Source organism: Phycicoccus elongatus Lp2, assembly GCF_000367525.1.
In the GTDB taxonomy this organism is placed as follows: Bacteria; Actinomycetota; Actinomycetes; order Actinomycetales; family Dermatophilaceae; genus Phycicoccus_A; species Phycicoccus_A elongatus.
The window spans coordinates 850,862-864,178 of record NZ_HF570956.1; the positions used below are offsets into that span (position 1 = coordinate 850,862).

The window sequence follows — 13,317 nt, forward strand, 5'->3', positions numbered from 1 at the left end:
GTCGGCGTGCCGCACACCCCATCGCCACCCGCTCACCTCGCGTGGGCGGGTGGCCCCTTGGGGAGGTATGCCGTCCGCTCGGCCCGGGGGATCGACCGTCGTCTCCTCGGGGCGGGGCCGCTCGTGGTTGCGGCCCTGGCCTGCGTCCTGGTCGCCCTGCTGAGATTGCAGAGTTGCTTCGCCACCGGCTGGTCCGGCCGGACCCCGACCACGCGCATGTGCCCGTCGGACCTGGCCACCGCGGTCGGTGCCGACAACCTCGGCCGGGGGCTCGCGGCATACCTCTCCGGTGACCTCGACGTCCGACAACCGCCGCTGACCGCGGCCGTGATGAGCCTGATCGGCGGCGTCACGGATGCGCCCACCCTGCTCACGGCACAGCAGGCCCTGGTGATCACCTGGGCCGTGCTCGCCGTCGTCCTGCTCGGGCTGATGGCCGTCCGGGTCGCCACCGTGCCCGGCGCCGACCCCACGCAGGTGGTGCTCTCGCCGGTCGCCGCCCTGACGGTCCTGGTGTCGCCGGACCTGCTCGGTGTCGCGCTGGCGACCCTGGGCCTGGTGGCCTGGCTTCGTCGCCGCGCCGCCCTGGCCGGGGTCCTGCTCGGGCTGGCGGTGATGGCCCGGACCTACCCGCTCGTCCTCCTGGCCGTGATGGTGGCGGTCGTCCTCGTGCGCGATCCGCAGCGCCGGCCCGACCTGCGACCCCTCGCCCTGGGCGCTCTCGGGGGCGTGGTCGCGGTGGCGCTGCCCTTGGCCTGGCACCCCGGGACCGTCATTTCGGCGTGGCGGGCGTGGTGGGCAGCCGGCACCTCCCTGGGTTCCCCGTGGCACGTGCCGTCCCTCGTGGGGACGGGAGTGCCGGACCCTCTGGCTGTGGCTCTGGCGGTTCTCGGCTGGGTGGCCGCGGCTTTCGTCGTCGCCTTGCTCCTGACTCGTCGCGGGCCCGCGCCCTCGCTGGCCGGCCTGGCCCTGGTGGCGGTCGCCATCGTGCTCGTGACCGGTACCGCGGCCCCGCCCGGGGCATCCCTGTGGCTGGTGCCCCTCGCCGCCCTCGCCGGGGTGCGGTGGCGCGACCACCTGGTCTGGGCGGCCTGCGAGGGCGCCTACTTCGTGGCGCACTGGCTCTTCGTCAACGGCTTGGTCGAGCACACCAAGGGTTTGCCGGCCGGGTGGTATGCCGTGTTCCTCCTCGTGCGCCTCGCCGGCATCGCCTGGCTGGCCCGGGCGGCGGTGCCGTCGATTTCGGGGAGGCACGCACCGACGGGTACCCTTGACAGGTTGCCTTCGGCCTGTGGAAAACCTCCACCGGTAGTCGGCGATGCTGCATACCCTCCTGTCACGGAAGGACCGTGACCGCTACAGACCAAAGGAGGCGGGTTAACGCATGCGTCAGTACGAACTCATGGTCATCCTCGACCCCGAGCTCGACGACCGGACCGTCCAGCCGTCGCTCGAGAAGTTCCTCACCGTGGTGTCCAAGGATGGCGGGTCCGTCGACAACGTCGACATCTGGGGCCGTCGCCGCCTGGCCTACGAGATCAAGAAGAAGTCCGAGGGCATCTACGCCGTCGTCAACTTCACCGCAGAGCCGGCCACGGCCAAGGAGCTGGACCGCCAGCTCGGCCTCAACGAGTCGGTCATGCGCACCAAGCTCCTCCGTCCGGGCGCCTGAGCCCGAGCGCGAGACAGCACTCGATCAACACCCGCACTGCACCGAGAAGACCAAAAGGGGATCTGACCCATGGCAGGCGAGACCACCATCACCATCATCGGCAACCTGACCGGTGACCCCGAGCTCCGCTTCACCCCGTCCGGGGCTGCGGTCGCGAACTTCACCGTCGCGTCCACCCCCCGCACGTTCGACCGCCAGTCGAACGAGTGGAAGGACGGCGAGACGCTCTTCATGCGCTGCTCCATCTGGCGCGACGCGGCCGAGAATGTCGCCGAGTCGCTCCAGCGCGGCACCCGCGTGATCGTCTCGGGCCGCCTGAAGTCTCGTAGTTACGAGACCAAGGAGGGCGAGAAGCGCACCGTCGTCGAGATGGACGTCGACGAGGTCGGCCCGTCGCTGCGTTATGCCAACGCCAAGGTCACCAAGACCTCGCGCGGCGGCGGCAGCGGTGACTTCGGTGGTGGCGGCTTCGGCGGCCAGCAGTCCGACCCGTGGGCCACCGGTGGTTCCGCCCCGCAGGGGGGTTCCGGCGGCCAAGGCGGCTGGGGTGGCAACTCCGGCGGCCAGGGCTCCGGCAGCCAGGGCTCCGGCGGCCAGGGCGGCTCGGGCAACCAGGGTGGCTGGGGCAACGCCCCGTCCTACGACGAGCCCCCCTTCTGATCGAGAGCGTCCGCGCGTTCCGTCGCCACGGCAACGGCTCTCTCGGACGCAAATCATCCACACACAGCAACACCCCATCCCTGGGAGACCAGGGCTCATCCGCTGGACACTCCAGCGAAAAGGAGAGCACCACGATGGCCAAGCCCGTCATTCGCAAGCCCAAGAAGAAGGCGAACCCCCTCAAGGTCGCCAAGGTCGAGAACATCGACTACAAGGACGCAGCGTTGCTGCGCAAGTTCATCTCCGACCGCGGCAAGATCCGCGCCCGCCGCGTGACCGGTGTCTCGGTCCAGGAGCAGCGCCTCATCGCCAACGCCGTCAAGAACGCCCGGGAGATGGCCCTGCTGCCCTACTCCTCGTCCGGTCGCTGAGAGGAGCGCACACGATGAAGGTCATTCTCACGCACGAGGTCTCGAGCCTCGGTTCCGCCGGTGACGTCGTCGAGGTCAAGGCGGGCTATGCCCGCAACTTCCTCTTCCGTCGCGGTCTGGCCACCGCCTGGACCAAGGGCGGCCAGAAGCAGGTCGACGCCATTGCCAAGGGTCGCGAGACCCGCGCGGTGAAGTCCCTCGAGGAGGCGAAGTCCTTCAAGGGCAACCTCGAGGCCAAGGCCGTCCAGGTGTCCGCGAAGGCTGGCAAGGAGGGTCGCCTCTTCGGCGCCATCTCCACCGCCGACATCGCCGCTGCCGTCGCCGCTGCCGGGGGCCCCGCCCTCGACAAGCGCAAGATCGAGCTCCCGACGCCGATCAAGACCCTCGGGTCGCACGAGGCACTCGTGCGTCTGCACCCGGAGGTCCAGGCCAAGGTCGCGCTCAACGTCGTCTCCGCCTGACGATCCATTCTCTGCCCCGCGGCGCGTGCTGACGCGCCCCGGGGCAGAGTCTTGCCCGGGGCCGTGATCGGCGCCGTGATCGGTGCTGTGATCGGTGCCGCTGAGCGACCCGTCAGCTGAGTTCGGCGACGATCGCCTCGGGGTCGTCCACGGTCGCCACGACCCGGTCGAAGCCGGCGACGTCCACATCCAGCTCGATGACGACGCCCTCACCGCGTCCGTGGCAGACCGCGAAGGTCCGCCCCAGGTCAGCCGAGATGAAGGTCCCGACGAGCTCGAGCCCTGGCAGCCCGGTCCCGGGGAACCGCATTCCGAAGACCTCACCCAGGGCCTTGTCGGTCACCCGCGCCGACAGCACGGACGACAGCGGCACCGTGAGGTCGCGGTGCAGTGACTCGACGACTTCCACGGCACTGAGATCCACGGTGAGGGTCTGCTCGGTCTTGTCGATCCTGATGTGGGCCATGGCCCCAGTCTCGCACCGCGCGCCCGGCGCGCGGGAGGGAGCGGGCGCTGTCGGCGCCGCGGCATACCGTATGCCGCATGGCAGCCAAGTCCTCCGCCCGCAGCGCCGCGGCATACCAGTGCTCGGAGTGCGGGTGGCAGACGAGCAAGTGGATCGGGCGGTGCGGGGAGTGCCAGGCCTGGGGGTCGATCAGTGAGGTCGGGGCCGTCAAGGTGCGCACGACCGCGGCAGGGGCTGTCGAGCGCCCGGCGGTCCCGATCGGGGAGGTCGATGCTCGGCGCGCAGTGGCGCGGTCGACCGGGGTGCCCGAGTTCGACCGGGTGCTGGGTGGGGGCATCGTGCCCGGAGCTGTCGTGCTGGTCGCCGGCGAGCCGGGCATCGGCAAGTCGACCCTGTTGCTCGATGTCGCCGGCCGAGCGGCGCGTGAGGGGGGCCCGGAGGGGGAGCGGCGCGTCCTCTACGTCACCGGTGAGGAGTCCGCGGCCCAGGTCCGCACGCGTGCCGAGCGGATCGAGGCGATGGCGTGCACCCTCTTTCTCGCGTCGGAGACCGACCTGGCGACCGTGCTCGGCCAGATCGAGCGGGTCGAACCCGAGCTGGTGATCGTCGACTCGGTGCAGACCATCTCCAGCGGCGAGATCGACGGGGCGGCCGGCAACGTGGGGCAGGTGCGTGAGGTTGCCGCCGCGCTGATCCAGGCGGCCAAGTCGCGCGGCATCGCGGTCCTGCTCGTCGGCCATGTGACCAAGGACGGCTCGATCGCCGGGCCACGCGTGCTGGAGCATCTCGTCGACGTGGTCGTGCAGTTCGAGGGTGATCGGCACAGTCGGCTGCGCCTGGTGCGCGCCGTCAAGAACCGCTTCGGCCCGACCGACGAGGTCGGCTGCTTCGACCTCTCCGATGTCGGCATCGTCGGCCTCGCCGACCCCAGTGGGCTCTTCCTGTCCGGCCGGACCGCCGAGGTCCCGGGCACCTGCGTGACAGTCACCCTCGAGGGGCGGCGGCCGATGGTCACGGAGGTGCAGGCCCTCGTCGACGCCACCGACCTGCCCACCCCCCGGCGGGCCACTTCAGGGCTCGACCGCGGGCGGGTCGACATGATCCTGGCCGTCCTCGCGCGCCGCGCCCGCGCGCCGATCGGCAAGCAGGACGTCTACCTCTCGACCGTCGGCGGGGTCCGCCTCACCGAGCCGGCCAGCGACCTGGCGGTCGCGCTCGCGGTCGCGTCCGCAGTCACGGATCGCCCGGTGCGTGCGGGCACCTGCGCCTTCGGGGAGGTGGGGCTCGCCGGCGAGGTGCGTCCGGTCACCGGGGCTCATCGTCGCCTCTCCGAGGCGGCGCGCCTGGGCTTTCGGTATGCCGTGGTGCCCAAGGGCGTGCTCGGTGCCGGCCCCGTGCCGCCGGAGGTGCAGGTGGTCGAAGTCGGCACGGTGCTCGAGGCCGTCCAAGCACTGGCGGCGCCCTGACGCATCGATTGGGCTGCGACCCGTAGACTCCTCGTGGTCGGCCTGCACCCACGTGCGACTGACCGGTCGCGGGTTGGGAGGCTCGCGGCATACCGACCGACGCGACGGAAGTGAGTCGATGGCTGCGCTGCACAGCGACGAGCTCGTCCGCCACACGCTGGGGTCGGTCGCGCCCGGCACCGAGTTGCGCGACGGCCTCGAGCGGATCCTGCGGGGCCGCACCGGCGCCCTCATCGTCCTCGGACACGACCGGGTCGTGGACCAGATCGCGACCGGCGGCTTCCCGCTCGACGTAGAGTTCTCGGCCACCCGCCTGCGTGAGTTGGCCAAGATGGACGGCGCCGTGGTGGTCGATCGCGATGTCACCCGCATCGTGCGGGCCGCGACGCAGTTGCTGCCCGACGCGAGCATCGAGACCAGCGAGTCAGGCACCCGGCATCGCACCGCGGAGCGCGTGGCCAAGCAGACCGGTTTCCCGGTGGTCACGGTGAGCCAGTCGATGCGGATCGTCGCGCTCTATGTCGCCGGCCGGCGGATCGTCCTCGAGGACTCCAGCGCGATCCTCTCGCGCGCGAACCAGGCCTTGCAGACCCTCGAGCGCTACAAGAAGCGCCTCGACGAGGTCACCGGCACGCTGTCCGCGCTCGAGATCGAGGACCTGGTCTCGGTGCGCGACGTCGCCAATGTGCTGCAACGCCTCGAGATGGTGCGGCGGATCAAGGACGAGATCGCCGACTATGTGGTCCAGCTGGGGACCGATGGTCGCCTCCTGTCGCTGCAGCTCGAGGAGCTCACCGGGGGCCTGGCCGACGACCTGGAGCACGTCATCCGCGACTACATCACCGAGTCCAAGGCCGGCTACTCTGCGGAGGAGGCGATCGCCAACCTCGAGGCCCTCGACTCCACCGAGCTGCTCGACCCGGTCGGCGGGGCCAAGGCCCTCGGATTCCCCGTCGTCGGCGATGCCCTCGACTCCTCGATCAGTCCCCACGGTTATCGGCTGCTCTCCAAGGTGCCCCGGCTGCCCGGGGCCATCGTCGACCGCCTCATCGACCATTTCGGGTCGCTCCAGAAGTTGCTCGCCGCGGGGCTCGATGATCTCCAGGAAGTCGACGGTGTCGGCGAAGGCCGTGCCCGCCTCGTGCGCGAGGGCTTGTCACGACTGGCCGAGTCGAGCATCCTCGAACGCTACGTCTGAGCCTTGACGCTACCCAATTCGGTTCTCCACCAACGCATTCTCAGTTGGTATGCCGCGCACGCCCGACCGCTTCCCTGGCGCGACCCGCAGTGCTCACCGTGGGGCGTCTTTGTCTCGGAGGTGATGGCGCAGCAGACACCGGTGGCTCGGGTCGAGGCCCCGTGGCGGGAGTGGATGGCGCGCTGGCCGACGCCCGCGGACTTGGCCGCAGCATCGCCCGGTGACGTGGTGCGGGCCTGGGGGCGACTGGGGTATCCGCGACGGGCACTGCGCCTGCGCGAGGCCGCGGTGGCGATGGTCGAGCGGCACGAGGGAGAGGTGCCGCGGCTGGAGACCGACCTGCTGGCCCTGCCCGGCGTGGGTGCCTACACGGCCGCGGCGGTGGCTGCCTTCGCCTTCGGGGACCGAACTGTGGTGGTGGACACCAATGTTCGTCGAGTCCTGGCTCGTGCCGTCACCGGTGTCGCACAGGCGGCGCCTTCGTTGACCGCCGCCGAGTCACGCCTGGCCGCCTCGGTGGTTCCCGAGGATCCGGCGACCTCGGCTGTCTGGAACGTCGCCATCATGGAGTTGGGTGCACTCGTCTGCCAGGCGCGGCGGCCACGGTGTGAGTCCTGCCCCCTTGCCGACGGGTGCGCGTGGGTGGAAGCCGGCCGACCGGCATACGAGGGGGCGGTGAGGCGCGGGCAGGGCTACGAGGGAACCGATCGCAAGGTCCGCGGCGACATCCTCCAACGATTGCGGGATGCGCCCAACTCCCTGCCGCGTCAGGAGTTCGACGACATCGACCCGGCCGAGGGCCGCATCGACCGCTTGCTCCATGCCCTCATCACCGAGGGCTTCGTCGAGCCGTTGCCCAACAACGGCAACCGATTCCGCCTCACGCGCTGAGCGGGCGCGCCCTAGACGACGAGGCTGAAGAGCAGGACGAAGATCAGCCCGGCGACCGAGATCACGGTCTCCATGACCGACCACGACTTGATCGTCTGACCGATGGTCAGGCCGAAGTACTCCTTGACCAGCCAGAAGCCGGCGTCGTTGACATGGCTGAAGAAGAGCGAGCCGGCGCCGACGGCGAGCACGAGCAGGGCCAGGGTGGGCTTGTCGAGCCCCGCTGCCAGAGGGGAGACGATCCCGGCGGCCGTGATCGTCGCGACCGTGGCCGAGCCGGTGGCCAGGCGGATGCCGACCGCGATCAACCAACCGAGGATCAGGGGGGACAAGCCCGACCCCTTGGCGAGGTCACCGATGACCGCACCGACGCCGGCGTCGACGAGCATCTGCTTGAAGCCGCCACCGGCGGCCACGATGAGCAGGATGCCGGCGATGCCGGGCAACGCGCTGCCCACCGACTTCTCGACCTGACTCCTGTTCATCCCCGTGCGGAAGCCGAGGAAGAACATCGAGACGAGGACTCCGAGCAGCAGAGCGACCGCCGGGGTGCCCAGGAACTCGAGGAACTTGCGGACGCCGTTCTCCTCGTCCAATGTCAGCTCGCCGATCGCGCGCAGGAGCATGAGGATGACCGGAAGGGTGATCGACAGGACGGCGGGGACGAAGCCGGGTCGCTTCGTCAGGCGAGGTGCCTCGGACGCGCTGGTCTGGGGCTGGGAGTGGGTCTGGGTGTGGGTCGGTCCGGCATCGGAGCCACCGGGTGCCCCCGAGGCGTGCACCGGGACCCACTGGTCGACGAAGCGCGCCAGCAGCGGACCGGACACGATGAGCGTGGGCACGGAGATGACCAAGCCGTAGAGCAGGACCGTGCTGAGGTCGGCCTTGACGATGTCGATCGCGAGGAGCGGCCCGGGGTGCGGAGGCACGAACCCGTGCAGGATCGACAGGCCGGCCAGGGCCGGGATGCCGACTTTCATCAGGGACAGGTCGAGCTTGCGGGCGACGAGGATGACGACCGGCACGAGCAGGACGACGCCGACCTCGAAGAACAGCGGGATCCCGAGGATGAAGGCGATCAGCGCCATCATCCAGGGCAGCCGTCGGGGACTCACGCCACCGATCAACCGGTCGACGATCGTCTCTGACCCTCCCGAGTCCTGGAGCAACTTGCCGATCATCGCCCCCAGCGCGATGAGCAGGCCGACCGATCCGGTCGTGCTGCCCAGGCCCTTGGTGAAGCTGGTGACGATGTCGGCGGGCTGCACTCCTGCGACACCACCCATGACGGCGGCACCGATGATCAGGGCGAGGAAGGGGTGGAACTTGGCCCAACTGATGAGCAGCACCACGGCGGCGATCCCGGCCAACGCGGCCAGCAGCAACTGGGTGTTGCCGGCGTCGGTGAGCTTGGGCTGGGCATCAGCGAAGGGCAGGGCAACAGACCAGGCGCTGGTCAAGGTGGCGGTGAGACTCATGCGCGGTGACCTTCCTCGATATCGGCTGGGGCGGAGAGGCCGAGCGCGTTCATGCAGCGCTCGAGGACCTGGGGTGGGGTGCCCTCGACGGACACGACGGTGCTGCCGTGCTCGAGCTCCTTGGCCGTGAGCGCCTCGAGGGTGTCGAACTGGCTGTGCAGCAGGGACGTCGGCATGAAGTGCCCCTCCCGGTGGGCCATCCGATCACCGACGAGCACTTCCGGCGCCACGAGATGGAGGAAGCGCACCTGCGAACCTGCCTCGCGCAGGACATCCCGATAGGACACCTTCAGCGCCGAACAGGTGACGACCGCGCTGCGTCCCTCATCGATCGCCTCCGCCATCCAGTCCCGGATCAACCGCAACCACGGCCACCGGTCGTCGTCGGTCAGCGGTGTCCCCGCGTGCATCTTGTCGATGTTGGCCTGCGGGTGGAAGGCATCGCCCTCGGCGAATTCCCAGCCCATGAGCGCGGACAGTCCCTTGGCGACGGTTGTCTTCCCGACGCTGGAGACGCCCATGACCACCACGACGTCAGACATGACGTCGTCACTATTGCTCGCAGGCCCCGAATGCGCGCCCGGCCGTGGACGACTTTCCCCGCGTATGCCGTGGTCGCGCCGCCCGCGGTCAGCTCACGGCCTACGCGGGGGACGTGATCAGAGCACCCTGAGCATCCGGGTGTTGCCCAAGGTGTTGGGCTTGACGCGTTCGAGGTCGAGGAACTCGGCGACTCCCTCGTCATAGGACCGCAACAACTCGGCATACACCTCCGGGGAGACGGCCTGGCCTTCGATCGCCTCGAAGCCGTGCCGCTCGAAGAACGCGGTCTCGAAGGTCAGGCAGAAGAGCCGCCGCACCCCGAGACCGCGGCCGCGCTCGACGAGGGCGTCGAGGATGGCCGTGCCGACGCCGCGACCGAGGGCCTCGTCCGTGACGGCCAGGGTGCGGATCTCGGCGAGGTCCTCCCAGAGCACGTGGACGGCACCACAGCCGACGATCCGGTCGTCGAGCTCGGCGACGACGAAGTCGCCGGTCGCCTCGTAGTAGGCCACCGCTTCCTTCTGGAGCAGGATCCGCCGCTCGGCGAGGGGGGAGACGAGGGCTCGGATGGCGCGCATGTCGCTGGTGCGGGCAGGGCGCACACGGAGGCCGGAGGTCACCGCCGCACTCTACGACGCTGGGCTGCGCCGGGGGCAGGCGTCAACCAAGGATCTCCTATGTGGCGTAGTAGACAGATGATTTGGCCTTCAACTACTACGCGAGGTAGGAGAATTGAACCGAGCCCCAGAATGGGGAGAAGGAATCAAGGAGGAGAACCCCATGCGCAGCACACTCGACAAATTGGTCTCGTGGATCGGCCTCGGCCTCGCCGCCGTCATGCTGGTCGCCGGTGGCCTGCTCACCTGGGCCTCGAACTTCGTCGACAACGAGGTCAAGACCCAGTTCCTGGCGCAGGACATCACGATGCCGGACCAGAAGGGCATCGACGCTCTGGAGAACCAGGCCGACAAGGACGCCCTCACCCCGTTCATCGGCCAGAAGCTCGAGAACGGCTCGCAGGCCAAGGCCTACGCCGACCACTACATCCTGGCCCACATGAACGCGTCGTCCAATGGCGAAACCTACTCGGTCGTCTCCGGCAAGGCGCTCGCGGCCAACAAGACCGCCCCTGACGCCCCCGAGACCAAGGCCCTGATGAACCTCCGCCAGTCGCTCTTCATGGGCAGCACCCTGCGCGGCCTGCTCCTCTACGGCTACGCCTTCGCCACCATGGGGACCATCGCCGGCTACGCAGCCATCGGCGCCTTCGCCGCCGCGGTGCTCTTCCTGGTCCTCGCGCTCCTCGGCTTCCGCCACGCGAAGACCGCGGCGGCCTCGGCGAACGCACCCGCCACCGCCTGACCCACCACTCACTGCGTCCGCGCCCTTCGTTGCCACAGCGACGGAAGGCGCGGACGTATGCCGTTGGGCTCAGCTCGTGGCCAGGCTCCGGTTGTCCAGGCCCGGGTTGTGCTTGCGGATGCGCACCTTGCGCTCGAGTTCCTCGATGATGATCGGCGCGAAGTCGACCTCGACCAGGCTCTGGGCGCTCCCGAGGCCCCCGGGGGAGAAGACGTTGATCTCCATGAGCTTGTCGCCGACGATGTCGAGCCCGACGAGGAACATCCCGTCCGCCACCAGTTTCGGTCGCACGACGTCAACCATGTGGAGCATGTCGTCGGTGACCCTGGCCTTGGCGGCCTTGCCGCCCACCGACATGTTGGAGCGCACGTCCATCCGAGACTCGACCGCGCTCGCGATGAGGTCGGTGAAGGGGTCCTCCTCGCGGAAGCGATCGGCCTCGGGCAGCGTCATTGCGGCGGCGATCTCCGGGCGCAGGTCGTGGCCGGCGTGCACCGACGTCGCGACGAGCGGCCCGGTCCACGGCCCGACGAACTCCACCACCGCCTGGTGCTCCATCCCCCCTTCCTACCCGTCAGCGGCGCCCAAAAGAGGTATGCCGCCCGCTCAAGTGTGGGGTTCACGTGAGCGGGCGGCATACCTGTAGGCCCTGCTTGTGTCCGGCAATGTGGTTGCCATGACGTCCCCTTGCCGGACGCAACGGGGGGTGGCGTGGTGCGGTCAGTCGTTGCCGACGACCATCGGGATGTCGATCTCGCGGACCTGCGCGGCACCCTCGAAGGTGAAGATGCCGTCCTTGCCCTCGCCCTCGGCGTCGACCTTGACGATCTGGCCGGAGGTGAGTTCGCCGAAGAGGATCTTCTCCGAGAGGGTGTCCTCGATCTCGCGCTGGATCGTGCGACGCAGCGGCCGCGCGCCCAGGACCGGGTCGTAGCCCTTGGTCGCGAGGAGGTTCTTCGCGGCCGGGGTGAGCTCGAGGCCCATGTCCTTGTCCTTGAGGCGCTTGTCGAGCTTGGCGATCTCGAGGTCGACGATCTGGACGATCTCCTCCTGCGAGAGCTGCGGGAAGACGATCGTGTCGTCGACCCGGTTGAGGAACTCAGGCCGGAAGTGCTGCTTGAGCTCGTCGGTCACCTTGGCCTTCATCCGGTCGTAGTCGGAGCGGGTGTCCGGCCCGGCGGAGAAGCCCATGGCGGCCTTGGAGATGTCGCGGGTGCCGAGGTTGGTCGTCATGATGATGACGGTGTTCTTGAAGTCGACCATCCGACCCTGGGAGTCGGTGAGGCGGCCATCCTCGAGCACCTGCAGCAGGCTGTTGAAGATCTCCGGGTGGGCCTTCTCGACCTCGTCGAAGAGGACCACGGAGAAGGGGCGACGGCGCACCTTCTCGGTGAGCTGGCCACCCTCTTCGTAGCCGACGTAACCGGGAGGTGACCCGAAGAGCCGCGACACCGTGTGCTTCTCGGAGTACTCACTCATGTCGAGCGAGATGAGCGCGTCCTCGTCCCCGAAGAGGAACTCGGCGAGCGTCTTGGCGAGCTCGGTCTTCCCGACGCCGGTGGGGCCGGCGAAGATGAACGAGCCGCCCGGGCGACGCGGGTCCTTGAGGCCGGCGCGGGTGCGTCGGATCGCCTGGGAGAGCGCCTTGATCGCGTCGTTGTTGCCGATGACGCGCTTGTGGAGCTCGTCCTCCATGTGGAGCAGGCGGCTGGACTCCTCCTCGGTCAGCTTGAAGACCGGTATGCCGGTGCTGGCGGCCAGGACCTCGGCGATCAGCTCCTCGTTGACCTCGGCGACGACGTCCATGTCGCCATTGCGCCACTCGGACTCACGGCGGGACTTCTCGGCACGCAGGTTCTTCTCGTCGTCACGCAGGCGGGCGGCCTTCTCGAAGTCCTGCCCGTCGATCGCCGACTCCTTCTCCCGGATGACGGACTGGATCTTCTCGTCGAACTCGCGCAGGTCCGGCGGAGCGGTCATCCGCTTGATCCGCAGGCGGGCGCCGGCTTCGTCGATCAGGTCGATCGCCTTGTCGGGGAGGTGCCGGTCGTTGACGTAGCGGTCGGCCATCGTCGCGGCGGCGACGAGCGCACCGTCGGTGATGGACACCCGGTGGTGCGCCTCGTAGCGGTCGCGCAGGCCCTTGAGGATCTCGATGGCGTGCGCCAGCGTCGGCTCCATGACCTGGATGGGCTGGAAGCGGCGCTCCAGGGCGGCGTCCTTCTCGATGTACTTGCGGTACTCGTCGAGGGTGGTCGCGCCGACCACCTGCAGCTCCCCGCGGGCCAGCATCGGCTTGAGGATGCTCGCCGCGTCGATGGCGCCCTCGGCCGCACCGGCACCGACGAGGGTGTGGATCTCGTCGATGAAGAGCACGATGTCGCCGCGGGTGCGGATCTCCTTGAGGACCTTCTTGAGCCGCTCCTCGAAGTCACCGCGGTAGCGGCTGCCGGCCACGAGCGCGCCGAGGTCGAGGGTGTAGAGCTGCTTGTCCTTGAGGGTCTCGGGCACGTCGCCGCGCACGATGTCCTGTGCCAGGCCCTCGACAACGGCGGTCTTGCCGACGCCGGGCTCACCGATGAGGACGGGGTTGTTCTTGGTGCGGCGGGACAGCACCTGCATGACCCGCTCGATCTCCTTCTCGCGCCCGATGACCGGGTCGAGCTTGCCCTCGCGGGCGGCGACCGTGAGGTTGCGGCCGAACTGGTCCAGGACCAGCGAACCGGCGGGCGTGCCCTCGGCCGGGCCG

The 13,317-nt window shown here is 69.2% G+C and carries 15 protein-coding genes; 9 read left to right on the forward strand and 6 right to left on the reverse strand.

Annotated elements, in window-relative coordinates:
• Positions 1–6: 6 nt before the first annotated feature.
• The 5 genes from BN10_RS04060 (at position 7) to rplI (ending at position 3,164) form a co-directional block, all read left to right on the forward strand.
• Positions 7–1,353, forward strand: a complete 1,347-nt coding sequence (locus BN10_RS04060) for a glycosyltransferase 87 family protein (protein WP_010849891.1) — start codon at positions 7–9, stop codon at positions 1,351–1,353.
• 31 nt (positions 1,354–1,384) lie between these two features.
• On the forward strand, positions 1,385–1,672 hold the full coding sequence (gene rpsF, locus BN10_RS04065) for a 30S ribosomal protein S6 (RefSeq protein WP_010849892.1): 288 nt from the start codon (positions 1,385–1,387) through the stop codon (positions 1,670–1,672).
• A gap of 69 nt (positions 1,673–1,741) precedes the next feature.
• Positions 1,742–2,332 (forward strand): single-stranded DNA-binding protein, encoded by a 591-nt coding sequence (locus BN10_RS04070; RefSeq protein WP_010849893.1) that lies wholly within the window; start codon positions 1,742–1,744, stop codon positions 2,330–2,332.
• 134 nt (positions 2,333–2,466) lie between these two features.
• Positions 2,467–2,703 (forward strand): 30S ribosomal protein S18, encoded by a 237-nt coding sequence (gene rpsR / locus BN10_RS04075; protein ID WP_010849894.1) that lies wholly within the window; start codon positions 2,467–2,469, stop codon positions 2,701–2,703.
• A 14-nt stretch (positions 2,704–2,717) separates the two neighbouring features.
• Positions 2,718–3,164: a 50S ribosomal protein L9 gene (gene rplI / locus BN10_RS04080; RefSeq protein ID WP_010849895.1), complete on the forward strand. Its 447-nt coding sequence runs from the start codon at positions 2,718–2,720 to the stop codon at positions 3,162–3,164.
• 112 nt (positions 3,165–3,276) lie between these two features.
• Here the strand turns inward: rplI and BN10_RS04085 are convergent, their stop codons facing one another.
• Positions 3,277–3,630, reverse strand: coding sequence for a hypothetical protein (locus BN10_RS04085; protein ID WP_010849896.1), 354 nt, complete (start codon positions 3,628–3,630; stop codon positions 3,277–3,279).
• Between the two features lie 77 nt (positions 3,631–3,707).
• Here BN10_RS04085 and radA point away from each other — a divergent pair, with 77 nt between their 5' ends.
• From radA to BN10_RS04100, 3 genes are all read left to right on the forward strand, one after another.
• Positions 3,708–5,096 (forward strand): DNA repair protein RadA, encoded by a 1,389-nt coding sequence (gene radA, locus BN10_RS04090; protein ID WP_010849898.1) that lies wholly within the window; start codon positions 3,708–3,710, stop codon positions 5,094–5,096.
• 118 nt (positions 5,097–5,214) lie between these two features.
• Positions 5,215–6,294, forward strand: coding sequence for a DNA integrity scanning diadenylate cyclase DisA (gene disA, locus BN10_RS04095; RefSeq protein WP_010849899.1), 1,080 nt, complete (start codon positions 5,215–5,217; stop codon positions 6,292–6,294).
• Positions 6,295–6,297: 3 nt separating this feature from the next.
• A complete protein-coding gene (locus tag BN10_RS04100; protein ID WP_040750909.1) occupies positions 6,298–7,185 on the forward strand; it encodes an HhH-GPD family protein in 888 nt (295 codons plus the stop codon).
• Positions 7,186–7,196: 11 nt separating this feature from the next.
• Here the strand turns inward: BN10_RS04100 and BN10_RS04105 are convergent, their stop codons facing one another.
• From BN10_RS04105 to BN10_RS04115, 3 genes are all read right to left on the reverse strand, one after another.
• A complete protein-coding gene (locus tag BN10_RS04105) occupies positions 7,197–8,663 on the reverse strand; it encodes a GntT/GntP/DsdX family permease (protein ID WP_010849901.1) in 1,467 nt (488 codons plus the stop codon).
• Complete coding sequence (locus BN10_RS04110; RefSeq protein ID WP_010849902.1) at positions 8,660–9,205, reverse strand: gluconokinase; 546 nt, start codon at positions 9,203–9,205, stop codon at positions 8,660–8,662. Before BN10_RS04110 ends, BN10_RS04105 begins: the two co-directional genes overlap by 4 nt.
• Positions 9,206–9,322: 117 nt before the next feature.
• On the reverse strand, positions 9,323–9,826 hold the full coding sequence (locus tag BN10_RS04115) for an amino-acid N-acetyltransferase (RefSeq protein ID WP_010849903.1): 504 nt from the start codon (positions 9,824–9,826) through the stop codon (positions 9,323–9,325).
• A 160-nt stretch (positions 9,827–9,986) separates the two neighbouring features.
• Here BN10_RS04115 and BN10_RS04120 point away from each other — a divergent pair, with 160 nt between their 5' ends.
• Complete coding sequence (locus BN10_RS04120) at positions 9,987–10,568, forward strand: hypothetical protein (protein ID WP_010849904.1); 582 nt, start codon at positions 9,987–9,989, stop codon at positions 10,566–10,568.
• A gap of 69 nt (positions 10,569–10,637) precedes the next feature.
• Here BN10_RS04120 and BN10_RS04125 read toward each other — a convergent pair whose 3' ends face one another.
• Entirely contained in the window at positions 10,638–11,126 is a 489-nt protein-coding gene (locus tag BN10_RS04125; RefSeq protein ID WP_010849905.1) for an ATP-grasp domain-containing protein, read from the reverse strand.
• Positions 11,127–11,288: 162 nt separating this feature from the next.
• The coding region (locus tag BN10_RS04130; RefSeq protein WP_084310910.1) for an ATP-dependent Clp protease ATP-binding subunit at positions 11,289–13,317 on the reverse strand (2,029 nt) is incomplete at its 5' end.

What these genes read in the sequence shown, in the direction of transcription:
- radA (WP_010849898.1), top strand. Translation starts at nt 3,708, where the DNA reads ATGGCAGCCAAGTCCTCCGCCCGCAGCGCCGCGGCATACCAGTGCTCG.
- BN10_RS04125 (WP_010849905.1), bottom strand. Translation starts at nt 11,126, where the DNA reads ATGGAGCACCAGGCGGTGGTGGAGTTCGTCGGGCCGTGGACCGGGCCG.
- BN10_RS04110 (WP_010849902.1), bottom strand. Translation starts at nt 9,205, where the DNA reads ATGTCTGACGTCGTGGTGGTCATGGGCGTCTCCAGCGTCGGGAAGACA.
- rplI (WP_010849895.1), top strand. Translation starts at nt 2,718, where the DNA reads ATGAAGGTCATTCTCACGCACGAGGTCTCGAGCCTCGGTTCCGCCGGT.
- BN10_RS04105 (WP_010849901.1), bottom strand. Translation starts at nt 8,663, where the DNA reads ATGAGTCTCACCGCCACCTTGACCAGCGCCTGGTCTGTTGCCCTGCCC.
- BN10_RS04070 (WP_010849893.1), top strand. Translation starts at nt 1,742, where the DNA reads ATGGCAGGCGAGACCACCATCACCATCATCGGCAACCTGACCGGTGAC.
- BN10_RS04085 (WP_010849896.1), bottom strand. Translation starts at nt 3,630, where the DNA reads ATGGCCCACATCAGGATCGACAAGACCGAGCAGACCCTCACCGTGGAT.
- BN10_RS04120 (WP_010849904.1), top strand. Translation starts at nt 9,987, where the DNA reads ATGCGCAGCACACTCGACAAATTGGTCTCGTGGATCGGCCTCGGCCTC.
- disA (WP_010849899.1), top strand. Translation starts at nt 5,215, where the DNA reads ATGGCTGCGCTGCACAGCGACGAGCTCGTCCGCCACACGCTGGGGTCG.
- rpsR (WP_010849894.1), top strand. Translation starts at nt 2,467, where the DNA reads ATGGCCAAGCCCGTCATTCGCAAGCCCAAGAAGAAGGCGAACCCCCTC.
- rpsF (WP_010849892.1), top strand. Translation starts at nt 1,385, where the DNA reads ATGCGTCAGTACGAACTCATGGTCATCCTCGACCCCGAGCTCGACGAC.